The sequence below is a fragment of the Mucilaginibacter sp. UYCu711 genome, assembly GCF_050433825.1.
In the GTDB taxonomy this organism is placed as follows: Bacteria; Bacteroidota; Bacteroidia; order Sphingobacteriales; family Sphingobacteriaceae; genus Mucilaginibacter.
In genome coordinates this window covers 458,216-471,875 of record NZ_JBNPWM010000002.1, presented here as the reverse complement: position 1 = coordinate 471,875, position 13,660 = coordinate 458,216, and the positions used below count along the sequence as shown (strand labels likewise).

The 13,660-nt window shown below is 37.5% G+C and carries 14 protein-coding genes; 9 read left to right on the top strand and 5 right to left on the bottom strand.

Annotated features, from left to right (window positions below; genetic code table 11):
* Positions 1–1,011, top strand: coding sequence for a hypothetical protein (locus ABIB50_RS06095; protein WP_429378125.1), 1,011 nt, complete (start codon positions 1–3; stop codon positions 1,009–1,011).
* Positions 1,012–1,049: 38 nt separating this feature from the next.
* On the opposite strand, the gene ABIB50_RS06090 is transcribed toward ABIB50_RS06095, so the two are convergent.
* Positions 1,050–1,754 (bottom strand): hypothetical protein, encoded by a 705-nt coding sequence (locus ABIB50_RS06090; RefSeq protein WP_429378124.1) that lies wholly within the window; start codon positions 1,752–1,754, stop codon positions 1,050–1,052.
* 293 nt (positions 1,755–2,047) lie between these two features.
* Here ABIB50_RS06090 and ABIB50_RS06085 point away from each other — a divergent pair, with 293 nt between their 5' ends.
* The 6 genes from ABIB50_RS06085 (at position 2,048) to ABIB50_RS06060 (ending at position 7,795) form a co-directional block, all read left to right on the top strand.
* Positions 2,048–2,314 carry a helix-turn-helix domain-containing protein gene (locus ABIB50_RS06085; RefSeq protein WP_429378122.1) on the top strand — a complete coding sequence of 89 codons (267 nt, stop codon included), beginning with the start codon at positions 2,048–2,050 and terminating at the stop codon, positions 2,312–2,314.
* 594 nt (positions 2,315–2,908) lie between these two features.
* On the top strand, positions 2,909–3,265 hold the full coding sequence (locus ABIB50_RS06080; RefSeq protein ID WP_429378121.1) for a plasmid mobilization protein: 357 nt from the start codon (positions 2,909–2,911) through the stop codon (positions 3,263–3,265).
* Entirely contained in the window at positions 3,240–4,397 is a 1,158-nt protein-coding gene (locus tag ABIB50_RS06075) for a relaxase/mobilization nuclease domain-containing protein (RefSeq protein WP_429378119.1), read from the top strand. Before ABIB50_RS06080 ends, ABIB50_RS06075 begins: the two co-directional genes overlap by 26 nt.
* 241 nt (positions 4,398–4,638) lie before the next feature.
* A complete protein-coding gene (locus tag ABIB50_RS06070; protein WP_429378117.1) occupies positions 4,639–5,535 on the top strand; it encodes a tyrosine-type recombinase/integrase in 897 nt (298 codons plus the stop codon).
* A 47-nt stretch (positions 5,536–5,582) separates the two neighbouring features.
* Positions 5,583–6,587, top strand: coding sequence for a hypothetical protein (locus ABIB50_RS06065; RefSeq protein ID WP_429378115.1), 1,005 nt, complete (start codon positions 5,583–5,585; stop codon positions 6,585–6,587).
* 158 nt (positions 6,588–6,745) lie between these two features.
* Positions 6,746–7,795 carry a DUF4917 family protein gene (locus tag ABIB50_RS06060; protein WP_429378113.1) on the top strand — a complete coding sequence of 350 codons (1,050 nt, stop codon included), beginning with the start codon at positions 6,746–6,748 and terminating at the stop codon, positions 7,793–7,795.
* A gap of 159 nt (positions 7,796–7,954) precedes the next feature.
* Here ABIB50_RS06060 and ABIB50_RS06055 read toward each other — a convergent pair whose 3' ends face one another.
* From ABIB50_RS06055 to ABIB50_RS06040, 4 genes are all read right to left on the bottom strand, one after another.
* Positions 7,955–8,653, bottom strand: coding sequence for a nucleotidyl transferase AbiEii/AbiGii toxin family protein (locus tag ABIB50_RS06055; protein ID WP_429378112.1), 699 nt, complete (start codon positions 8,651–8,653; stop codon positions 7,955–7,957).
* The gene (locus ABIB50_RS06050) at positions 8,611–9,111 is read right to left on the bottom strand and encodes a DUF6922 domain-containing protein (protein ID WP_429378111.1); all 501 of its coding nucleotides are present in this window, start codon (positions 9,109–9,111) and stop codon (positions 8,611–8,613) included. Before ABIB50_RS06050 ends, ABIB50_RS06055 begins: the two co-directional genes overlap by 43 nt.
* Positions 9,112–9,180: 69 nt before the next feature.
* Positions 9,181–10,401, bottom strand: a complete 1,221-nt coding sequence (locus ABIB50_RS06045) for a site-specific integrase (RefSeq protein ID WP_429378110.1) — start codon at positions 10,399–10,401, stop codon at positions 9,181–9,183.
* Positions 10,402–10,949: 548 nt separating this feature from the next.
* On the bottom strand, positions 10,950–12,407 hold the full coding sequence (locus ABIB50_RS06040; protein WP_429378109.1) for a HEPN domain-containing protein: 1,458 nt from the start codon (positions 12,405–12,407) through the stop codon (positions 10,950–10,952).
* A 244-nt stretch (positions 12,408–12,651) separates the two neighbouring features.
* Between ABIB50_RS06040 and ABIB50_RS06035 the strand changes: the two genes are divergently transcribed.
* Together ABIB50_RS06035 and ABIB50_RS06030 are read left to right on the top strand one after the other, a co-directional pair.
* On the top strand, positions 12,652–13,257 hold the full coding sequence (locus ABIB50_RS06035; RefSeq protein WP_429378107.1) for an AAA family ATPase: 606 nt from the start codon (positions 12,652–12,654) through the stop codon (positions 13,255–13,257).
* Between the two features lie 101 nt (positions 13,258–13,358).
* Complete coding sequence (locus tag ABIB50_RS06030) at positions 13,359–13,622, top strand: hypothetical protein (RefSeq protein ID WP_429378106.1); 264 nt, start codon at positions 13,359–13,361, stop codon at positions 13,620–13,622.
* The last annotated feature ends 38 nt before the right edge of the window (positions 13,623–13,660 follow it).

Genomic DNA, 13,660 nt, shown 5'->3' with positions numbered 1-13,660 from the left:
ATGGAATTAATCAAACAAACCGTTTTTAGAAAGATCATTGACCCCGACGGCACTTTTCAAATGCTCATCCCGCCGACCTGGCGGTATTGGGTAATGGAAAACCGCGTGCATAGCTTCGAGGATAACGAAAGCCACGATGACGATTGTTTTCAGTTATCGGTAATGGCTGTGACCGAAGCCGAACGCACGAACTTAGCCGAGAATTTAAGTTATTTACCACCCACACAAGTCGGCGATTTTGATTGCCGGGCACACAAAGATTCAAAAAGTAATGGGTTAATAACCAAAGCATGGTCTACGGTTTACGGTTACTATCATGTCTACTTTTCCTTTACCTATAAGCCACATTACAAAAAAGAATATCGCCAGATTGAACTGGAAAACAAGCTAAAAGTTGTCTTTACAGTTTTTTCATCTTTCGATATGTTACCGGAAGAACATCGCGACCAAATCGTAACATCCCACCGCTTCCAGGTATTCCTGCAAGGCATGGGTGCCACCAATCTATTAGTAAAAAAAGCCGTCGAAAATAAAGCCTTCTTTGAAGCAACCTGCCTGTTCGGCAACCAAATCGATTCCTTATTGCGCATCGGCATCGTCCTCAAAAAACAACTACTCAACAACAATGACCTTATCGAACGGGAATGGATCTACCAGGGGCCTTCGGACAAAAAGAAATCTGAAAAAGATGTCTACAAAACAGCGCTTTCCTTAGGTATCATCACCGACGATCTTTATAAAGAATTGTCTGAACTCTATGAAGATCGCAACCGGGTAATCCATCGCTTCATCATCAGTGAGATAACTTTGGCTGAAGTCGAGCAGATCGCCTACGATTACTATTTTTTAAGGGAAGATATTAAAATAATCGTGGACAATCTGGAAACCGAACAGGTTAATAACAACATCGGCATGACCACGTCCGACGAAAACGACCCGGGTAACCGATCTCCGAACCTAACCAACATATTAGGTAAGATCGGAACCGTAAGATATTTTGAAGAAGCTTGAGTGAATCATTATTTATATTATCACATCTGAATAAATAATTAAAAAGATTTTCTCCTATAGCTCGGCCATGCATTCACCAGTCCAATTAGTTTAGTAGATTTCATATGCGGATAATGCAGTTCTACATGATTTTTAAAAGACTTAATCGTTTCAATATTATCCCATTCCATCGCAGTAAGACATTGCAATGGCCAACGTTTATAGTGCATTACAAAGCTATATAATTGTAGATATGGCGGTGCCTTTTCAAAGGCCTGCTCAATGAGTTCATTGTATAGAGATTTCTTAAGTGTTTTTTTGAATTCCATAACTAGATCATAGGTGACGAGATGCAATGTACCCCACTTTATTAATTCAGCCATATGTGGCATTTCTTTATCATCGAAAAACGAATATAGGTATGTAATAAAGTCGAATTCTGTAGCATCGCAAAGGTCAGTACTAAAATGGGCGTAAAGCTTTTTAAACGCCTCTAATGAGAATCCATCCTTAAGCTTATCTATTACAAAACGGATAACTTCATTTTCCTTTTCAATTATTTGCTCTAAATCAGGCCCTTTGATGCTGCCATCCTGCAGTTGCATAGCATACCTCGGCTTAGAGAATAATTCAAAAAAATAGCTTTTGAAAAAAATAGACTTACGCTCATAAGTTACCTGTACATACAGCGGATGAGTAAGCTGCCCATAAAAATCCACCTGCTTTAGCCGGTCATTTAGGTAGGTCTTGAAACTTATTTTCATTTTATATTAAAAATATTTTCTAATAGGATTCTGCCGTTTTTGAACAGGTTCAATGTTGATAATAACACTGTAATAAATCAAATCTCATCAAAAGCCGCTAAATCTAATTATGTCAATTGCTGATTTAATAATTCAAAGATAATAATTTGTTTTGACATATTTTAAATTATCAAAACATTGCCTTACATTTGTTTTGATATCAAACCAACTGAGGTGCAATTAGCGAGGTTAGATCCACAATTACTGCACAGACGGATAATAATTATGAAATATTAACAATTAATTTATTAGTAATGACAGCAATTGAGTTGATTACAAAAGAGGATCTGAAGGCGTTTAAGATAGAATTACTGGAAGATATAAGGGCTATTGTTCAGCCGGGAAAAGGACAACAAAAACAATGGTTAAAAAGCAATGAGGTAAGAAAGCTATTAAACATTTCACCGGGGACACTCCAAAATCTTCGTGTTAATGGCACCCTTTGTTATACTAAAATCGGCGGCATGATGTATTACAAGTTGGAGGACATTTATAAAATTCTGGAAGGAGGTCGCCATTGAAGTCGATTATTAAAGATAAGGAGTTAGAGGTTTATTTAGAACGTGTCAAACTTATGGCTGGTAATAAACATTTGTACGCTAGTCATATTAGTCTTTTTACAGCTGTATTTGTCAGTTGGCAACGAAATGGATTTAATAGCCCTTTTTCAATCAGCCGCAGGCGGCTAATGTCATATACCCGAATTTCGTCATTTGCTACTTATCACAAATGTATAAAGGAGTTAGTTACTTACGGATATATACGTTATGAGCCTTCGTATCATCCAATAGAGGGAAGTTTGATGTATTGGCCGGAGAGCATACCGTAGTGTAATGGTTGATCTTAATAACACTATACGCAACTATCGTAGTAACAGTATAACCAAACATTAGTAGAACTGACTATCGAAGTAACAGTGTAACAGAATAACAACGCGAGATGGATCGGGTGAAAAAATGGCAGCAAAGCTCTGGTTTTACAATCCACATATGCAGCTATCTGCATATACCAATATATTATCCGGTTGTTTAAAGCAAGCCATGTTTCGGGCCTCCCGAAACGCTTGCCGGGACACCCGGACCCGTTATACTTCACTTCGTTCAGCATAAAAATTTATGGGAAGGCCAGAGTTATCAAAGGAGGAAAAAAGGTCAGAAAGGATCACTTTAAAGCTGACTAAAGAAGAAAAGAAAAAGCTGGATAAAGCCGCAGTAATTTGCGGTTTACCTCCCGTGGTACTTATAAGGGAAAAACTTTTTAAGGGAAAGTTTCCAGAGGCAAGAATACCCAAAGTTGATTTGGACACTTATGTGGAATTAAAAAAAATCGGGGTAAATATTAATCAACAAACTAAGCAGTTGAATGCGGGTAAATTGCCTATCGGACTACTTGCGCTTTTAAATAAACTAAAAGCGCAGGAGGAGAAAATTATTAGGGGATTGTTTTATGATAGCAAGTCAGAAAATAGGTAAAAGTTTTGTAGGAGCACTGAACTATAATATAAAAAAACTTTATCATCCTGACCAAAAGAAGAGAGCAGAATTGTTGGACAGCAGTTTCGCATCCCCTGATTCGAGGATGATACAGCAGGAGCTTAGATTAATCAGAAGCTTAAAGCCCAACCTTAGCCGTTATGTTTACCATACCAGCCTTAACTTTTCTATTGAAGACCAACTGGACAACAATAAATTGTTGTTAATCGCCCATGATTATCTACAGGAAAGCGGATATACTAATAATCAGTATATGATCTTCCGCCATCATGATGCACCTCATCCACATATACACTTACTGGTAAATCGAATTTCATTTGACGGAACAGTGGTTTCAGACAGCAACAATTTCAAACGAAGTGAAGACATTATTAGGAAGCTGGAACGAAAGTATAATTTGAAGGCAGTTCAATCAAGTAAAGAGACTTCTTTAAAAGCAGCTAAAATCGGAGAAATTGAACAGAGCTTAAGAACAGGTAAACCTTCAGATAAACTGCTCCTTCAAAACAAACTAATCAACATCATTGATCAGGGGAGTATTTCAATTGAAGAGCTAATAAAACGAGGCGAGCGGCAAGGAATTCATTTTCTTTTCAACCAGGCGACGACTGGGAAGATATCGGGCATTACCTATTTTCATAATGGCTTTAAAATAAAAGGACAAGCTTTAGGCAACAGATTTAAATGGGCAGAACTGATTAAACAAATCAACTATGAGCAAATTAGAGATGGCAAAGCAATTAGCGAAGCAAACAGCAGAACAAGAACAAACTATGGAGATCAATCATGGTCAAGCGGAGAGGTCAAACCAAACCAATATGGAGGAAAAAGAGGTGATGAACTTTATACAAGCGGTCCAACTGATCCTAACTTTGACGAAGGAAATTCAAGAGGGGCAGATAAGATTGGAGAAGAAGGTGGATCAAAACCACAAAGAGATTTTGAAGCAGGTGAGGATGTTTATATTCTTCATGATGATTCCCCTATTGATCGCGATAACGGCCATTATGATTCTTACGGCTTTGAAATAAGCGATGATATAGATGATGAGGCAATATATGGGAGAAGCCGAAACAGGAAAAGTCAAGGCAGAGGAGGTATCAGTCGTTAATATTATTAGGCAGTGAAACCACCTTATTCACCACTACCGCAAAGGTAGCCCAAGCCGGAGTAAAAAGTCAAGGGTATACAAGCGAGCCGTGTAGCAAGCTTTCAGCGGCTGGCTCGCCCTTGACATTTTATCCGGCTTTGCTTTTAGTTGCTTACATGATGATTAAGGTAGTATCGTTCGTAGCTGTCAAAAAAGAAAACTTAACTCGGCTAATTATTGAGGATAAACAGATGTTTGCCGAATGGATAATATTTATAACAACAAATCTACCGCCTTTCTTTTCAAACAGGCCCTTGACAAAAAACTTACATCTGATATTAGTAAACAGCATAAAGACAGCCTACGATATGTTTACAACCATTTCATGGCTTTTCTGGGAGAAGATGGTCGTGAGACTTCAATCAAAAAATTAAAAACAGCTCAAATTGAAGAATTCCTTCAGCGATACAATTCATCTGCTACGCACTACATGAATAAAAGGCGCGATTTAAGCGTGCTTTTTAATACCGCCACTAAGTTAATAGACAAAAATCTGATGACAGTTAGAAAGACAGAGGTACGGAAAATAAAAGCTACGCTTCATTTAGCTTATGAAAAAGAGCAGTTGCAGTCTGTACTTGATTTCCTGAAGGGTAACCACACCAATCTATATCGCTGTTGCCTGATGACCTACGGTTGCTTATTACGGCCACACGAGGAGATAAGATTACTTACAAAAAAGCATTTTAAAGCCGGTAACACAGAGATTCACTTAGCGGGCAATGAAAATAAGGGCGGCAGGGTAAGAGTCGCTTTTGTTCCTGATTATGTAAGAGAAGAACTTGACCCGGTGCTCGCCCAATTAAAAAGAGACGACAATATCTTCAGCTTAACTAAAGAACCCTTCAACTACACCTATTTCGCTAAACAATGGTCACGTGAGAAAAAGATAATGCTAAGCCACGGACTAATCTATCCGAAACAAACTTTGTATTCCTTTAGGCATACCGCAGCAATCAATGTTTTCCGACGAACAAAGGATGTGTACATGGTTCAGAAAATGATGGCACATTCTTCAGTAGTTGTAACACTTAAATACTTGCGAAGCCTCGGTGAATTTAATACAGATGAATTAAGAGCAGCAGCACCAGTACTATGATCAGGTTTACAAGAGAAGAGATATACGAGATGGTTTGGGAGTTGCCAATGACTGAGATCGCCAAGAAGTATATTATATCGGATGTTGGCTTTCGTAAATTGTGCATCCGTCTGAATATCCCTATTCCGAAAAGTGGAGACTGGGCTAAAGTAAAAGCAGGTTATGAACTCAGGAAGCCTAAATTATCAACATCATGGAAAGGAAAAGCGTTCGCTGAATTGGACGAACGCCCACCAGATCAACAGGTCAAGAAAGTTTCCGAGTTGGATCGGCTTGTTAAGCAAGTGACGTTAGAGAAACTTCCTTTTAAGGTTCCTGAACGCCTAACAAAACCAGATATTTTAACTATCGCCGCAAAAGAAAGCCTGTCTAAACTTACCGATGTTAATCATCCCGGAATGGCTGTAACAGCAAAAGGCCAATTGGATATACGTGTAGCCTCATCAAATGCTGGTCGGGCCCTTCGCTTTATGGATACGCTGATTAAATGTATACGTGCCAAGGGCTATCTTTATGAAGTGGATAATGACGCCAATTATGTGATTATTCGTAATATAAAACTTCGCGTCAATTTTAGAGAGCAGACAAATAAATTCAGGGTGCATAATAAACCGTATCAAGATTTTGAATGGCGCCCGAACGGTAACCTTTCATTTCGGCTTGATGGCAGGTTAAGAGCAGAATGGAAAGATTTAAAAATTCAGTTACTTGAAGATCAACTACCTAAGATATTAGCAAAGCTGGAATTGGCCGCTAAGCAAGAGGAAGAGTATTTAGAAAAAGCACGGCTATGGCAGGAAAACTGGGAGAGACAAAGGAGAATACAAGCAGAACGAGAAATACGTCAGCGGCAGGAGCAAAAAGGATTTCAGGAACTAATGGTCAAAGCTAAGCGGTGGAAACAGGCTCAGCTTCTTCGTGAGTATCTTGCTGCTATACCAAATCCTGACGGTGAATGGATTTCCTGGGCAAATCATATAGCAGATTGGCTTGATCCAATTACTAATGCTTATGATGAATGGCTAACGGAGAAAGATCAGGAGGCTATTTAAATCAGGTTGAACCAACTGGAATTAATTTTATTAGGTAATAAAACGCTACTTTGGACAAGGGTGAAGTTTTAGGAATGTACTATTGCTCAATATATAATAGTTGATTGTTAACTATTTAAGAGATATATTTATAATCCAAACCTTTAAGCTTATCCCTGATGACATTTGCTGAACTTATGACCTATGAAGACGTTCTTAAACGTGTGAAAAGGAAAAAACATTTACTTTTCGGAAATGGATTTAGCATGTCATATGACAAAGATATCTTCTCCTATAATGCCTTGAGTAATTTTATTGAAAAGACAGGCGACCCTCTAATTATACAACTGTTCGAAAAATTAAACACGAAGAATTTCGAAGTTATTATGCAACAGTTAGATAATTTTTGCGAAATAGCTGACATATTTAGTCAAGACAAAACTATAGTCGAAAAAATAAAAGTTGTAAGCGAACAGCTTAAAAACAGTCTTATTGATGCAGTGAAAGAACTTCACCCTGAACACGTGTTTAAAATGCCTGAAGCACAAAGTTTGTCATGTGATAGGTTTCTGCAAGAATATCTTGGTAATGATGGATATGTTTTTTCTACAAATTACGATTTATTGCCTTATTGGGTGTTAATGAGGAATCATGCAAAAAATGCCATTGATGGATTTGGTAGGGATTTACTGACAGATATTGAGAGTGGTACTTATGTTCCCAAAGAAGATTTAGAATATTCTGAATTACGCTGGGGTAAACACAAAGACGAACAAAATATTTATTATTTGCATGGCACCTTACCAATTTTTGACGATGGTATTCTCATTATCAAAGAGGAGTATGATACAGAACATTATCTTTTAGAAAATGTAAAAAACAAAATTGACAATAAGGAGTATCCTATTTTTGTAACTGCTGGGAATGGAAAAGAGAAGTTGTCTCATATTATGCATAATAAGTATTTAACTTTTTGTTATGATCAGTTGTCAAATATAGAAGGCTCACTAATAACATTTGGTTTCAATTTTGGTGATTACGATACACATATTATTGATGCAATTAACATCGCAACCAAACATGGAATGAAGATAAAGGAGAAACTTTGGAGTGTTTATATTGGTGTGTTTTCAGACGAAGACTTAAAACATATATTGGAAATTGAAAAAAAATTTAAATGCAAAGTTACTCCTTACAATGCCAGAACCGCAAATATCTGGAATAGCTAAACTTCGCTCTGTCCAAGTGCCGTATTATTACCTTTTATTATATAGCTGTATATCTGATTATACAGATACACAGCTATATAGTTACTACATAATATTCTCCGCAAATTTGCGGAGAATAAAACAGTCATTCTCCGCATTACTTAAAATTGACAAAATCTACTATCTCCTAGGACCACCTCTGTCAGGTCCTATATCTTCAGAATTTTCATCGTCTTGATTAAATCCTGGATTTTGCGGTTCCCTATCATGTTTTGCTATGGCATTGTTAATGCTTGTACTTACATGATGCCATCTTAGGCTTTTATCTTTAAGAATCACAGGAACATTAAAATCAATATCCTTATGGTAAAGAAGCGAGTTACGGGCTTGAATTTGATTCACATTAGGATATTTACTAGAATAAAATTCCAGGATGTCTTTATACTCAAATTCTTGCAGTAGGTAATGAATATCTATAAAGTCTTTTATTCGCTGCCCGCTATGAACTATCGCGTTTATTTTCATGGCAGCAATATCTTCTAAAGACATCATCCGAATACCTTGAATGGTTTCGATTTGTTTAACTGCGGGGTATTTATGACTAATCAGGTCAAAATCTACCTTAGCAATACTCCCGCTAACGTAGTTGTTTCTTTGTCCTCTGATTAACGCGTGATATTGTTTTTCCAAATGATCCGCTAATTTTACGGCGTCAAAATCTCCAATATTAAAGAGGTCTATATCAATGGATTCTCTGTGGCCTAGCTTCAGTGCTAAAGCAGTTCCGCCAACAAGATAAAAAGAATTGAACTGCTGATCTCGCATCAGCTTTTGAATTAGATCCAGTGTCCCTGGTTTAACTGTTTCTTCGTGTAACATTTGAGCTCAGTTTTGCTCAATTGAAAATATTCACAAACAGCTTCTACAGTCATATCGGTTAAATAGTTGATTTCTTCCTTTAAAGCATGGACTAAATTATCTCTGCCATAAAATCGGATCATTTCCGCCCATTCTGAATGGTTGCCTTTATTAAGCACCCGCTCTATAATAGTCAGCCTTGATCGCCTCCAATCAATTTTATCAAACTCAAAATCCCAGAATAACACGGGCGACAGATTGGGCCTGCTGATTTTTTGTATCAGCGGTTGCCGTTCTATTTTAACCTCCTCGTTTTCAAATGGGACCTTTTTTTTAGAAAGATAATTATTAAGGGTATGATAATTAAAATCCGGGTAGCTATCACAAAAACCTTTCAGACTTGAAAATACATCAATGTCAATGCCTGCAAAACGTTTCCATTGCACCAACACTACTCGTTTATTGATTTCTTTTATCATACCCAAATCTAACAATAACTGGATAAAATGCCTAATATTTGTGAATATTTGTCAATTGACGGTTAGTAATTAGTTAATTGATGACAACTTGATTTTAAGAGCAGCCATATCGGCACTGATCTTATGGTCCATTACCTTGGCATAGATCTGCGTAGTCTTGATGCTAGTGTGCCCCATCATCTTCGCCACGCTCTCGATAGGAACGCCGTTATTAAGCGTTACAGTGGTCGCAAACGTATGCCGGGCAATATGGAAAGTCAATAATTTGGAAATGCCGCACAAGTCGGCTATTTCCTTTAAATAGGCGTTCATCTTTTGGTTGCTCATTACCGGCAGCAATAGATCATCGGCAATGCATTGTGGATTGTCTTCGTACCTCTCAATAACCTTTAATGCGGCAGGTAAAATAGGAATTCGGGATAAAGTATCCGTTTTTTGGCGGTTGGTATAGATCCAGAGATCGCCGTCAATCCCCTTAACCATTTCAGAACGTTTAAGCTTTTTAACATCTACATAGGCAAGCCCGGTATAACAGCTAAACAAAAAAATGTCCCTAACCAATTTTAGTCTGTCTATGGGAAATTGCTTTTCGGCAATCGCTGTCAATTCTTCTTTAGTAAGCACTACCCGATGAACTTTCTTTGTTTTGGGTTTATAATTCAGATAGGGGTTAACGGTAAGCCAGCCGTTTCCTAAACAGATACGGACAATCTTGCCTAAGTTTTTGATATACTTGATCGCAGAGTTGTTCGCACACTTGCGCACACTCCGCAGATAGTATTCAAAGTCATTCAGGAATTCAAAATTGATTTTTGTGATAGGTATATCAGATACATTGTGCTGCCATTGCATAAAATCTTTAGTATGCATTAAAGCTGTTTCATAACGCTGAAATGTACTCTTCTCAAATTCTTGACCCACCAGGCTGCGCATTTTTTGATTGTGGTCTTCAAAAACAGTAATCAAGGTTCGTGCCTTTTCTGTTTTACCAATAAAACGATTTTTAAGGCTTTCGGCAGTAATCATTTCATCGTTGGCAGTCATCCAGCGATGGAACTCCTGGGCTTTGGCTTGTAAAGTGTCGAGATAAGCGTTTAGGTTGCGAACGTCCTCTTTGGTGCCGATAGCACGTCCTGACTGCGTATTCCAGCGGGTAGGGTCGCAAGTTTTACCCGTTGAGGCTTCAGCCCTTTGGCCGTCAACTGTAAACCGCAGATAAATAGCTACAGGGCCAGTCTTGTAGGTAGAGCGCTTCTTTAAATAAAAAAGCAAATTGATGTTAGTTCTCATTACAAATGAATTAAATAGTGAAACAAAATTGATTATTCCATCACTTGCAATCAAGATGTTCACTCGCTGAACATCTTCTAAATCAGTTACTTATCGTGTTTTTGGTGAGCATCTTTTTAGCTTTAATATGCTCACCGAATTGCTCACCTTTTTTATGCTAAAATATGCATATTTTGGTGTTTTCAGCCAAATAAAAAAGCCTGTAAATCGATGATTTACAGGCTTTTAGGCAATTTTGACATTGTTTTCAGCGGAATGGACGGGACCCGAACCATTTCGATATAACGCTAAACAACAGGTATTTATAAAATCTAAAAACTGTTAGTCACCGATTAAGACACCGGATAACTTGAGGTAATTTGAGTTGTTTTAAAGAACTTTCGTTAATTCAAATATACGAAAATGACTTGAATTGCCAGTAATAAATTTAAACTTACGTTATAAGTCGATGATCTTTAATAAGGATAACTATAAATCACAAATGCAGGATGATATACATAAATATGCAAATCTGTAATTACATGAATTTGTAATTACATAATTATAGATCAGTGGATATATTGCTGTTGATATAATATCTCTTGCACCAATCTTTGGAGCTTCAAGTTAAGTTTAATCATTTTCTCTAATTCTGGAACCTCCAGGGATTTAAGTATGCAGATGCAAAGCAGCAATTGCGCAATTTTATAATCTAAATGAATTTGCTGACCAAGATTGATTTCTTTATTTAATCCGTGTGAAAGCTTATTCCTTAAATCTTTAGCTGAGTCTGGAAAGTCAACCCAGCGAATTGGATGGAAGGCCTGATGTATCGTAGTTGAATATTGACCTGCAATAAAACGCAGCTTTTCCTCTAAGGTCGCATATTGTGGTGTCTTAAATTTATCGTTTACCCATTTTTTTAATTCTGGATTGCTTTTCAAAAGGCCCAACACAACTTTCTTTTTTGCTTCAAAATCCAGCCTATCCTGTTTTGTTTTCGGGGTTTCAAATACCTCACGATAATAGTCCTCCAAGCCCTGAATTAAATTCAAAAATCGGTTATTGAACATCGTGATGCTTAAGATGGCATCTTTGCTTTTTTGAAACCAATTGTTTGAATCCAGGTAATATTCATAAATATTGTAAAAATCAACGTTGCTAAACCACTTGACAATTACTATATCAAGTGCTTCCCTCGACATTTTCCATTTACTAATCAGAATATGGTTTTGATGAGAACTACCTCGACTAATATCCTTGTTTTTGTGCAGCGAAAAGTTGCCAATAGAAAATCTGGTATAATCTCTTGGCGATATCAAATCTATTTTATTTGAGATTTGATCATGCGCTATTTGAACTTCATGAATTTTATGCGCTGAAGGTTCGCCATAAGAAAACTCTACAAGTTTTCGAAATGTTGCGGCATCTTTTAATAGCCGCGAAAACGTAACAGGCTTGGTATATTCGAAAAACAAATATGAATTGGCCTCAATGGTATAGCTAACCGTAAATTCTAACACGTTGCGGGTGATTATAGAATAAAAGATCAATTTCAATTCGTCATTAATTTGTAGTTCCTGAATGGTCGGTTTATCAATTAATTCAAAATTGAATTCGGATGCCATTAGCGATGCATGCTCCCACCCATTATAGAAGCTGTCCAAATAAGGAAAACTAAATTTCCCGGATTTGATTAGAAAATCTTCCTTCTCTAATAAATGGGCACCATAGATGATGTATTTAACATGGTATTTAGTCAGGTAGAGATCCTGTCCAATCATAGATGTCCCAGCCCAATTACTATCATACAATGTAATTTTCCCCATAGGAGATGAATCACCAAATATGTATTGCAAATAATGCGGTACCTGATCACTTGCAATTTTAATGACTGAACCATCAAGATATTCTTTAGTGTATAGTAATAAGGTGGCCTTTCCGGCTTCTCCATCTATTTCTAATTCTCCGGGATACTGTTTGCAATTGGTTATACTCCAACTACCAAATAACTTGCTATTGCCCATTTAACTTAATTGTCTAATAATTTTGAGATGGCACCTATTCCCGCGCTATCGTAAATATATCCCTAATAAAGTGGCAAAGCAATAGCCTTTGTACGCAACCTATTTGCGTAAGAACAAGAAAAGTGTTATCCGAGTCGGAGAATATCGGAGTAATTCGGCAAGCCTTTCCCTCACCTTTGCTATGTAATTCTCAAAATACAGGATTACATAAATGTGTATTTACAGCAATTTAGATTTATGTAGTATGGCAAAGATCATCACAATAGCTCACCAAAAAGGTGGCGTAGGAAAAAGCACGATGGCACTCAATCTGGCATTGTGCTTCCAAGATCAATTAAGGGTGGCCTTAGTTGATTCAGATTTACAGGGAAGTCTATATCATGTAAAGGATGACTTTCCCGGATTAGCAATTTTATCTGCTGAGCAGATCAGCGATATTCCCAATTTGGATTATGAACTGGTAATTGTGGATACCCCACCTTACTTATCAAACAAATTAACGGAGTTGTTCCAGTTTTCAGATTTTGTATTGGTTCCGACGAAGGCCGGTTTTTTTGATGTCATGGCGGTGCGGTCAACGCTCGCCTTGATCAAATTTTCGCAGGCAAAAAATCCACAGTTAAAAGCAGGCATTGTATTGAACATGATCAAACCACGGTCTGCTATTACCAAAGATATAAAGGAGCTGTTGCAGAGCCTTGGAACTCCGCTTTTAAAAACGATGGTTCATGACCGTGTAAGTATCACACGGTCTTCTATGACCTCCGGCATACTCCAGTCAGCGGATGTAAAAGCCAAAGAAGAGATCACTTCCCTTGCCGAAGAGATCGTTGACTATATCAGTGCATAAATACATAATTACAGTTTTATGCATTTACAAGTTTCTGCATTTATGTAATTGTGTAAATACAGTTTATTGCAAATATGTAATTACATCATAGTCACTTAGTCATGGAAGAATATAAAAACAAGCTGGGAAACCTGGCCACCAAATTAAAGTCGGATGCGCCAAAAACGCCTATTCAGGAAGTGCATCCGGTAAAACTGCGGGAGGTGGAAAAGGAAGAAGAGGCCCAGCTAAATACATGGATACCGAAAGGCTTGTTAAAGCGCATGAAGTCCTATGGCATTGATCAAGATTTATCCTTAAAGGAGATCAACATACTCGCCCTTAACTTCTTTCTCGATGCAAAAGCACCGCAGGTTGAAACCTGAAAGCCATTGTTATATGGGTATTAGAACAAGATCGTAAT